Origin of the sequence: Chryseobacterium sp. Chry.R1, assembly GCF_039645525.1 — a bacterium.
Lineage (GTDB): Bacteria > Bacteroidota > Bacteroidia > Flavobacteriales > Weeksellaceae > Chryseobacterium > Chryseobacterium proteolyticum.
Genome location: NZ_CP151793.1, coordinates 1,612,225 through 1,622,589, shown reverse-complemented (window position 1 = coordinate 1,622,589; position 10,365 = coordinate 1,612,225). Strand labels below are relative to the sequence as shown.

Genomic DNA, 10,365 nt, shown 5'->3' with positions numbered 1-10,365 from the left:
TTTTTTTATACAAATTTCACAATAATATATTTTATAAGTTCAAAATAAAAAAATCCCCAGGATTACCTGAGGATTTTTTATTGATAAAAATAATATCTTACTTTTTAATGAATTTGGAAGTAAATACATCTTTTCCTTTGTCATCAATTGTAATTACATAGCCACCTTTGATCAAAGCAGAAACATTAATTTTTCCACCATTGATATTCCCGCTGTCTACCAACTGACCCGCAGCACTATAAATTTTATATGCAGCTTTATCAGAAACTTTAGTAATGTTTAACACATCACTTGCCGGATTAGGATATATCTGGATACCATCGTTTTTAATAGCAGTATCAGAAGTTCCTAAATTAGAAGCAATGATCACATTGTAATCCTCAACTTCTCCGTTCGGGAAACCTCCACATGCAAAAGAATCTGGAATAGTAGCCCCTATACCTGCAGGATTTATCAGAACAGTAACAACTCTCATTCTTAAAGGAGTATTAGTCATAGCACTTGCAGGTACCGTAAAGTTTCCTGTCTTAACTGTAGCTCCAACCGGTAATGCTACCACAGGCATATTTAAAACTCTTTCATTAGCTTCAAAAACCCCATTTTTATTATAATCGATCCATGCAGCCATACCATTAACTGAAGCACCACTGATTGTTGTAGTAACGGAAACACTTATTGAATTCGTACTATTAGGCAACAAAGTAGGTTGTAATGCAGCATTAGTAGTAAAGTTTGAGTATGAACTTCCTACAGTAGTATTATTTACTGTTCCCAACGTTACATTGGAAATATAATTAACTTGTCCACTTGTACTTGATGAAGTACAGTAAGTTACAGCTGAAGTGGTAAAGTTTGTCGAAGCTGAATATGCACCTGGAGTTCCAGAACAAACTGCAGATATCTGCACTTCGTAAGCTGTTCCATCTGTTAATCCTGTTAATGTTACTATTGGAGAAGTAGAAGTTGTTTGTTGCCAAACAGCCTGCCCTACTTTTCTATAACGGATATTATATGTTGCATTAGCTACCGGAGTCCAGCTGATCGTTGCTCCGTTAATTGTAATATTACTTGTAGTAATTCCGGTAGGAGCCGTACCATCACAAGGAGCAAAAACTTCAACAGTAATAGGCTTCACAGCATAGAAAATATTTCCGATAGCAGAAATTCTCAATTTAATCACCTGCCCGTTCAATGAAGTCGGGAACGTATAAGATTCTGATCCGTCATTAGGTGTTGAGGCAGAAAGCACAGTCCATGTTGTCCCGTTATTTGTTGTATAATCAATTTTAACGTTTGCTACACTGTAAGGAGCTGCTGTAGTACCTGCAACATCCCATTCTATTGGTGTAGGAGTATTAACGTTGGCATATTGTGTATTAACCTTAAATGGACCATTGTTTCCAACAACAACTGTTTGAATATTATAATCTGATTGTTGTTGAGCAGGATTAGTATTATTATCTCTTACAGTTACGGCAAAATTAGTAGTTCTTGCAACTTGTGAAACTGATTCCCATGTATTATTGCTATTATCTAAATATCCATTTAATACAGATTCTAATTTAGGAAAATAACGGGTTGGGCTTGTCGTTGGATTCACAGATCTGAAAGTGGCACCACTACTTGTTGTCCCAAGGTTATCTTTATCTATCTCAACGGAGGCATTATCAATTTCTTCCCATGCATACGTCATAGGATCATTTTCTGCATCCGTAGCAGAAGCCGTTAATACAAATGCAGTTCCTTTAGGGATATTATAATCCGGCATATCTGCAATCACAGGAGGATTATTGGTAATTGTAGTTTCTACATCACAAGTTTTATCAATCAGGTTTTCATTAATCTGGTCAATACTTACAATATGGAAATATGGATCAGAATGCGGCTGAACATCAGTAGTAGCTCCGGTGATACCAGCATATCCCATAATGGTAGACCCTGACCCTGGCTCCATATTCGTTCCTGCACTCTCTAAAGAATGAGCAAAGGTATGAGTTGCCCCTAATTGATGTCCCATTTCGTGAGCAACAAAATCTATATCAAACGTATCCCCTGATGGCGGAGCTGCTGCACTAGGATTTACACTCCCTGTTAAAGGAGAAGTAATACCAGACCCCTTCCCATAACCCGCTACAGGATCATAAGTAGTACCTACAGGGTTAAGGCAAACGCAACCAATACAACCAGCATTTCCTCCTCCTCCGGAAGCACCAAATAAATGTCCTATATCATAATTAGCCTGTCCAACATTAGTTGCCAGTATATCTCTAAGAGACGTATTCCATGAAGATGGAGGTTGATTGGCATTTGTAACAGTAGCATATGGATCCGACGCAGGATCGGCATAAATAAGCGCCGGATAATTTAATACATTTAAATGCAAAGCAAAATCTTTTTCAAAAACAAAGTTTACTCTTGTTATCGTAGCATTAATTTGCGCAAGAGCCTGAGGTACTCCTCCAAAATACTGGGTATACTCTCCTGTAACAGACATTGCTAATCTTAGTGTTCTATACTTCTTATCATAACTTTTATTAGTAAAGCCTAACTGACTTGATGCAGATTTGCCTTTTTTAAGCAATTCATCGATTTGCTTTACGGAAGATGGAGCTTCTGCTGTACTACATACAAATGCTTTATCTCCTGTTTTTGCTGTTTTAGGATGCACATAGTATAATCCTGTTGATTTATCTACAGGTTCTACAAATTCATAACTCCCATTATTGAATAACATCGATTGGAAATCATTTGGAGCAACAGAAAATCGGATACTTTGTGAAGGATCATCAACTGCTGTTCCTACATATGAGCCTAATTCATATTGATCAGCAAGCTCTTTCACCACAACAGGAAAACTATAAACATTAAAGTTTTTAATCTTACCATCCAGTGTCGGAATAGAAACAACAACCGGTTTAGCATTACGCCCAGCTTCCTGCGCGTTTTTCAATTGAGATCTTAATTGGTTCAAATCCAATTTGAAATAAGATGCAACAGCCACAGCCTTTACATCACCACCTCTTTTTTTGTTATCTAGTTTAGCAGCAGCTGGCGTCCATTGTGCAACGGCAGAACCACCGACTAAACTGCAAAACAAAATAGTAAGTAATTTCTTCATAAATTAATATATTTTTAAATTCACATTTAACAAAAATATAAAATATAGAAGAGATATTTTACATAAAACACAATAAATATACAGATAAACTCAATACACCTAAAAGACTAACTAATTAGTTAAAAAATAACACATTTTTTAAAGATAAAAAATCATATTAAAAAAAATACAAAACACATCACTTTAACAACAATTAACACAAAAAACTTTTATATCACCAGGTAATCATAAAAAACCAACATCCATACAAAAACCCCTATACTGTAAAATATAGGGGTTAAATATTTTAATATAAAATTAATTAAACAAATTCAGTGATTATTATTAATAATATTCAAAAATAAAAATCACCTTTCATTATTTATTTTTTTATAAACTTGAGACTTTCTGAAATAGTATTATCTTTTATTGAAATGATATAAGCTCCTTTCAACAATTCAGCTACCCTTACCTGGTTATTGGTAATTACACCGCTTTTCACAAGCTGTCCAACCGCATTATGAATCTCAAAATTTGCCTTGTTGGAAACCTTAGTAATATTCAACACATCATTCGCCGGATTAGGATAGATCTGGATCCCATCATTTTTAACGTAAGATTCTGAAGTTCCGAGATTAGATGTTACCATCACATTGTAATCTTCAACTTCTCCATAAGAAAAAGTTCCGCAGGTATTAGCCGCCCCCAATGAAGCCCCGGCACTTGTTGAATAACGAAGGATAACCCTCATTCTTAAAGCCTGGCCTGTTACCGCAGACTGTGGAACTGTAAATGACCCGGTAACAGGAGCAGATATAGCAGCTACTGGGAAATTAAGAACCTTTTCAGAGTCTTCAAACGCTCCATTTCTGTTATAATCTATCCATGCTGCAACTGCATCAGTATCAGGATCACCTATAGTTACAGAAATCGGATAAGTACTGCCTTTAACCAAATTGATCTGTAAAGCAGGGTTAGTTGTATAGTTGGTATAAGAACTTGCCAGAGACGAATTGTTTATATTAGCAACCGTTACATTAGAAATATACTCATATGTAGAATCATTTGCAGAAGAAGTACAATATGCTAAATTTTGTGTTGTGAAGTTTGTGGATGCTGAATAAGTTCCTGTTGTACCACTACAAACAGTAGCCACCTGTACTTCATAAGCTGTACCATCTAGCAAACCATTCAATGTAGTATAAGGAGTAGTTACATCCACCGATGTCCATACTGTTTCAGACACCTTCTTGTAACGAAGCTTATATGTAGCTCCAACAACTGGCTGCCACGCAACATCCGCAGAATTTGCTGTAATATTAGAAACAACAATATTAATTGGTGCCGCACTCGTACAAGGAGCAAGAGTAGTAACCATGATTGATTTAACGGCATAAAAAACGTTTCCTATTGCTGAAATTCTTAATTTAATAGTTTGTCCGTTCAGAGCAGAAGGTAAAGTAACGTTTTCTGAACCGTCATTTGGTGTAGTGGCAGCAAGCACTGTCCATGTAGCCCCGTTATCAGTTGTATAATCGATCTTCACATTGGCAACACTATAAGGAGCCGCAGTCGTATTGGCAGCATCCCATTCTAAAGATGAAGCTCCACCACCGTTAAGATACAAAGTATTAACCTTAAACGGACCGGTATTACCCACGATAATCGTTTGATCGGCGTATTGCGTCTGCTGCTGATTAGCCGCAGGGTTATTATCTCTTACCGTTACTGTAAATTTCGTTGTTCTTGGCACCATGGAAACAGATTCCCATTGGTTATTTGAGTTGTTAAGAACCCCTGATAACACCGAGGATAATTTAGGGAAATATCTTGTAGGACTTGTCGTAGGAACTACAGATCTGAATGAAGCTCCGGTAGTAGTAGTCCCCAGATTATTCTTATTAATGGTAACACTTGCATTATCCATTTCTTCCCAGGTATATGTTAAGGGATCATTTTCAGCATCTGTAGCAGAAGCTGTTAAAACGAATGCTGTCCCTTTAGGAATATTATATGTAGGTAAAACTGCAATTACTGGAGGGTTGTTAGCAACCGTAGTTTCCACATCACAGGTTTTAGCTATTAAATTAGCCTGCACCTGTTTGATTGTTGCAATATGAAAATATGCATCAGAATGAGGCTGAACATCAGTATTTGGACCTGTAATCCCGGCATACCCCATAATAGTGGTCCCTGAACCTGGTTCTACATTGACACCTGTTCCTTCAAGACCGTGCGAGAATGTATGATTTCCACCTAACTGATGCCCCATTTCGTGAGCAACATAATCAATATCAAAAGAATCTCCCTGCGGAACATTATTAGCAGGTGAAGTAATTCCGGAACCTTTACCTTCCGGTTCTGCCGTTGTAGGATCTATACAAACACATCCTATACATCCTGCATTTCCTCCTCCTCCGGAAGCACCAAATAAGTGTCCGATATCATAATTAGCATTTCCTACCACCGAAGTCAGTGTATTTTGAAGCTGTAAATTCCAGTTCCCCATCTGAGCTGCAGGAGAATATGGGTCTGTTGCAGGATCTACATAGATAAGAGCAGGATAACTTAATACATTTAAATGCAAAGCAAAATCTTTTTCAAAAACACCATTTACCCTTGTCATTGTTGCATTAATCTGGGCAAGCGCCTGAGGAACCCCTCCGAAATACTGAGTATATTCTCCGGTCACAGACATAGCCAATCTCATCGTTCTGTATTTCTTATCAGAAGATTTAGAGAATGAAGTAGGCTGATGGGCAAAGGATTTCCCTTCCTTCAACAATTCTTTAATCTGTTGCTGAGAAACAGCACTTTCTTTTGTTGAACAAACAAAAGCTCCCTCTTTTTTTGTTTTCGGATGTACACCATATACTGTTTTATCAGCATTTACAGCATCAATGAATTCGTATTGCCCATCCTGTATAATCATCGCCTGAAAATCATTAGGAGCCACAGAAAATCTTAAATATTTACCCGGATCATCCATGCTTACCCCAACATAAGACCCCAGCTGGTATTGCTCTGCAAATTCTTTTGTCATTACAGGGAAACTATACACCGCAAATCTTTCGATCTTTCCTTTCAAAGTAGGCAGTAAAATCTCTACCGGTTTAGAATTAGTACCCATTTCCTGAGCACCTCTAAGTTGTGTTTTAATTTTCTCGAGATCCAGCTTATAGTAATTTCTCACATTAGTGGATTCAAGTTTGTCACTTCTTTCAAATTTAGTTGGAGTCCATTGCGCAAAAGCTGAAACCCCAATTAAACTACAAAATAAAGTAGAAAATAGTTTTTTCATAAATTAATATCTTTTTAAAAATTTGGTTAAACAAAAATATGAAACCAATACATATTTATACTACAAAACATCAATAAAATCAAAAAATTATTTATACTTATAAACTATTAAATGAAAATATCAGGGTATTATTGAATTTTTAATAAACCATTCAACCCATAATAAAATCAGTCCTATAAAGCAATTGAAAATCATAATTCACAAAAGCAATTGTTAAATTATAAGTAAAAAAAATACCTCAGTAAACTGAGGTATTTTCTATTGTTCTATTGAATCTATTTTTTAATAAACTTAATGCTTTCTGAAACAGCATTATCTTTTATTGAAATGACATACGCCCCTTTCACCAATTCAGCTACTCTTATCTGATTGTTGGTTATAGTACCACTCTTTACAAGTTGCCCAACAGCATTATGAATTTCAAAATTGGCCTTATTGGAAACTTTAGTAATGTTCAATACATCATTTACCGGATTAGGGTACACTTGAATTCCACTGTTTTTAATGTTAGATTCTGATGTTCCCAGTACCTGTACTTTTAAAGATCTGCTTTGCGTTGAAGCAAAATGAGATCCGGAAAGAAGGGTTGTTCCTGATAAAGACTTAATATTGTAATATCCTCCATACGGATAGAATCCATCACCAAATTCATCATTCACTGTTAATGTATAACACTCATCAGGACTTAAGGTCCAGTTAAATGTCTTCAGGGCAGGAAGAGCTCCCGTTGATGAATCAGTATAAGGACCTCCACTCTCCACAGTAGCCCCTGAGCTATTCTTTAAAGTCCAGCTTGTTTCAGAACCATACTGATCCAACTGAAGATTAAATACAACATTAGCGTCAGCTCTTACTACAGCTCCCAGATAATTTACTGTGATATTACTGTTAGATGCTCTTTGATCCGTAGTACCATTTACCGATGTTACATTGATATTCATTTGACCACCTAATACATTAGCATCCATTGGTAATGTAATTATCTGGTATTTATCCTGAGCAAGATTTCCTGACCAGTTATATGTTTTTGAATTACCATTTACAGAGTAAGTAATTACTGCAGATGTTAATGCGCTTGTTCCTCTGTTATACAAGGATATTTTTGGATTTTGAGCAGCTGTAGTAGCACAGGTTGCTGTAGCACATTCTCTTTCAAGCTTTACTTCTGCATCATTTGGAAATAAAGGAATTGGCTGATCTGCAATTGAAGTCTTCAGCTCCATTCTTCTTGGAGAATTATTCATTACGGCAGTAATTCTATCTTTTTGATTGATTGTAAAGATATTCATACAGGTATCATTCGTATAATCCATATAGTTCTGAACCATTTCGAATACAGAAGGATTGGTACAACTTGCAATTGCAGGATTACAAGTATAATTGGATGTATGAGCTGTAGGAGTATCTGCACAGAAATCATCACCACAATTTGCATCCCCCCAGATATGTCTTAGACCTAAGAAATGCCCTACTTCGTGTGTCATCGTTCTCCCTTTATCATAAGGAGCTCCAAGAAGGAATGTATTATTTACATTATAATCACTGCTTCCAAATGTTGCATAATTAGCGACAACACCATCTGAATAAGCTTCACCTCCCTGTACATTCAAACCAGGTAGTCCTGACGAAGAAGGGAATTGCGCATATCCTAACAAAGTATTATCACTAAATTTCACACTCCACATATTCATGTATTTGGTAGGATCCCAAATAGTTGCAGGCTTTACAAAAGTTTCGATATCAGCTCTTGCCCATGAAGCCTGACATAAGTTAATTCTATCAATACCATTCGTAGGATTTCCATTTGGATCTACCTTAGCCAAAGCAAACTGGATTTGCACGTCTGCCCCCACTGCATTATTATTAAAACCAGGAGTTCCCGCAAGTCTACGGTAATCGTTATTCATTACGGTAATTTGAGAAATAACCTGCTCATCAACTATATTAGGAGCAACTCCCAGATTCTGACCATTATGGATAACATGCACCACAACAGGAATTGTAATGATATTACCATTTTGGGATTTATTAGCTTTAGCATTTTGAACCAATGGAGCCAACCATGCTTCAAATTGGTCAGCATTCATTCTGCCAGGGAATTTTGCCTGCAAATAGTTCTCATACTCTACTGTAGAGCATCTTTCAAAACCATGCGATTGTGTAAGTTCTTCAGAAGATTTGCTTACAAAGTCTGCTTTCTTTTTAACAGCTCCATTTTTGCTCTGAGCGCTTAAAGCAACCGTAGCAAATAGAGGTAATAAAAAAAGAAATTTCAAAGTAGTAGATTTTTTCATTCTATAAATTTCTATAAGATTCGCAAATATATCAGTTTAGATTAATATATTTAACTATATTTAAATAAATAAAACAAAAAAATACAAAATGAAAAACATTATCATATTATTGTTCTCAATAACAACAACTATTTTTGGAAGTTGTCACTCTCAAAAAAGCACAGAAAACAAGCATGTTATAAAGAATAATCAGAAAAACGATCTGGAAAAAATTGAATTAACAGAGCAAACGCGAGGTACCGATAGAAAAATAACTTTTACCTCAGATTCTATAGTAACATATCTGAATGGAGAATCAAAGATCACAAAATCAAATGATACTCAATGGACAAGTATTGTAAAACAAACCAGTTCATTGAATCTGGATAAACTATCTTCCTATACCGCTCCAACAACAGGTCGCTTTTCGGATAGTGCTTTATCTTCAGTAATCATTATTACCTATAAGGGGAAAATATATCAATCTTCCGGATTCGATGCCGGAGCACCTCCAAAAGAACTGGAAACTCTTTACCTGCTGCTAAAAAAATAAACCTGAAGAAAACTTCAGGTTCAGATATTTTTAAAATTTATAGGCTATATTCCAGGAGAATCCCATATTGAATTTGGAAGAACTCCTTCCAAATCCAGGGACGATCATGGGCTGTATATCGTCCTGTTTGGTTGTAAATACCATATATTTAGGCTGGAGGTTGACATCAATATAAAAATTGGATTCAAATAACTGTACTCTTCCTCCTATCACTCCTTCAAGCCAATAAGAAGATTGGGTAGAAGACGGAAAAGCTACAGAAGAATTACTACCTCCAAACCCCCGGACAGGCACAGCCATATACTCCTGAGTATAAAATGATCCTGCTGCCTTTCCTCCGGCATAAAAACCATTAAATTCATTCTCCGGATCCTGGGCTAACATGTAAAAAGCTCCCAGCTTAACAAATGGCCCATTCACTTTAGCGTCATATCCGTTTTTCTGGTATACATTTTTTTCAAAACCAGCTTCTGCAATTGCATGTACATTTCCGTTTATTTTGGAAGATATAAAACCTTGGTATAGTTTTCTATCCGAAAAAAAGGCACTCCCAGCATTGAGAAGATCCAAACCAACCATAAAATTTGGTTCATATTTCCATTTTTCTTTTTTTTCCACAGGCTTTTTCTGCTGAGCAAATCCAAGCAGGCTTATGCTAAAAAAGAAGGTAAAGATTAGTTTTGTCTTCATTCTCTATATTATTTTGTCCTATTTCAACTTTCTTTACCGGATTGCTCGGTGTTGGTGAATCAGAGTTCAGGTTTTCATATGTTTTTTTCAATCCACATCCGGGAGATACATATGTAGATTTAGTGGTATAACTTATCCTTACCTTTGACTCAGTCCCTTTGTCCGCTAACCGGAAATATACGTCTGTATAAGGGGAGTCGTCAACCCTTAATGGAATGAGTCTTGAACTTATTTTTTGCTGTTTTCCCAACTGCACTTTTCCGTTTCCATAATCTACGGCTACGTAAAGAGAGTCTAATGTTATGATTTTGTCATTATCTGCATTTTTAAAAGCAATTTTAATTCGTGGCGTACCTTCACCACTCTCACAGATATCATCATCTCCGCCACAGGAGCAAAGCATTCCCAACATCAGGGTTAATAAGAGAAATTTAAAATATTTCATAATAAT

General features: G+C 36.2%; 6 protein-coding genes. 1 reads left to right on the top strand and 5 read right to left on the bottom strand.

Features of this window, described 5'->3' with window-relative positions:
* Positions 1-97: 97 nt before the first annotated feature.
* The 3 genes from AAEU33_RS07505 to AAEU33_RS07495 all read right to left on the bottom strand — a co-directional run bounded on the left by AAEU33_RS07505 (position 98) and on the right by AAEU33_RS07495 (position 8,692).
* Positions 98-3,118, bottom strand: a complete 3,021-nt coding sequence (locus AAEU33_RS07505) for a reprolysin-like metallopeptidase (protein WP_345991784.1) — start codon at positions 3,116-3,118, stop codon at positions 98-100.
* A gap of 361 nt (positions 3,119-3,479) precedes the next feature.
* The gene (locus AAEU33_RS07500; protein ID WP_345991782.1) at positions 3,480-6,398 is read right to left on the bottom strand and encodes a reprolysin-like metallopeptidase; all 2,919 of its coding nucleotides are present in this window, start codon (positions 6,396-6,398) and stop codon (positions 3,480-3,482) included.
* A gap of 275 nt (positions 6,399-6,673) precedes the next feature.
* Positions 6,674-8,692, bottom strand: coding sequence for a M43 family zinc metalloprotease (locus AAEU33_RS07495; protein ID WP_345991780.1), 2,019 nt, complete (start codon positions 8,690-8,692; stop codon positions 6,674-6,676).
* A gap of 88 nt (positions 8,693-8,780) precedes the next feature.
* Between AAEU33_RS07495 and AAEU33_RS07490 the strand changes: the two genes are divergently transcribed.
* The gene (locus AAEU33_RS07490; RefSeq protein ID WP_345991778.1) at positions 8,781-9,224 is read left to right on the top strand and encodes a hypothetical protein; all 444 of its coding nucleotides are present in this window, start codon (positions 8,781-8,783) and stop codon (positions 9,222-9,224) included.
* A 30-nt stretch (positions 9,225-9,254) separates the two neighbouring features.
* Here the strand turns inward: AAEU33_RS07490 and AAEU33_RS07485 are convergent, their stop codons facing one another.
* Both AAEU33_RS07485 and AAEU33_RS07480 read right to left on the bottom strand, forming a co-directional pair.
* On the bottom strand, positions 9,255-9,914 hold the full coding sequence (locus AAEU33_RS07485) for a DUF6048 family protein (RefSeq protein WP_345991776.1): 660 nt from the start codon (positions 9,912-9,914) through the stop codon (positions 9,255-9,257).
* Positions 9,880-10,359 (bottom strand): DUF6452 family protein, encoded by a 480-nt coding sequence (locus AAEU33_RS07480; RefSeq protein WP_172280742.1) that lies wholly within the window; start codon positions 10,357-10,359, stop codon positions 9,880-9,882. Before AAEU33_RS07480 ends, AAEU33_RS07485 begins: the two co-directional genes overlap by 35 nt.
* Positions 10,360-10,365: the final 6 nt, after the last annotated feature.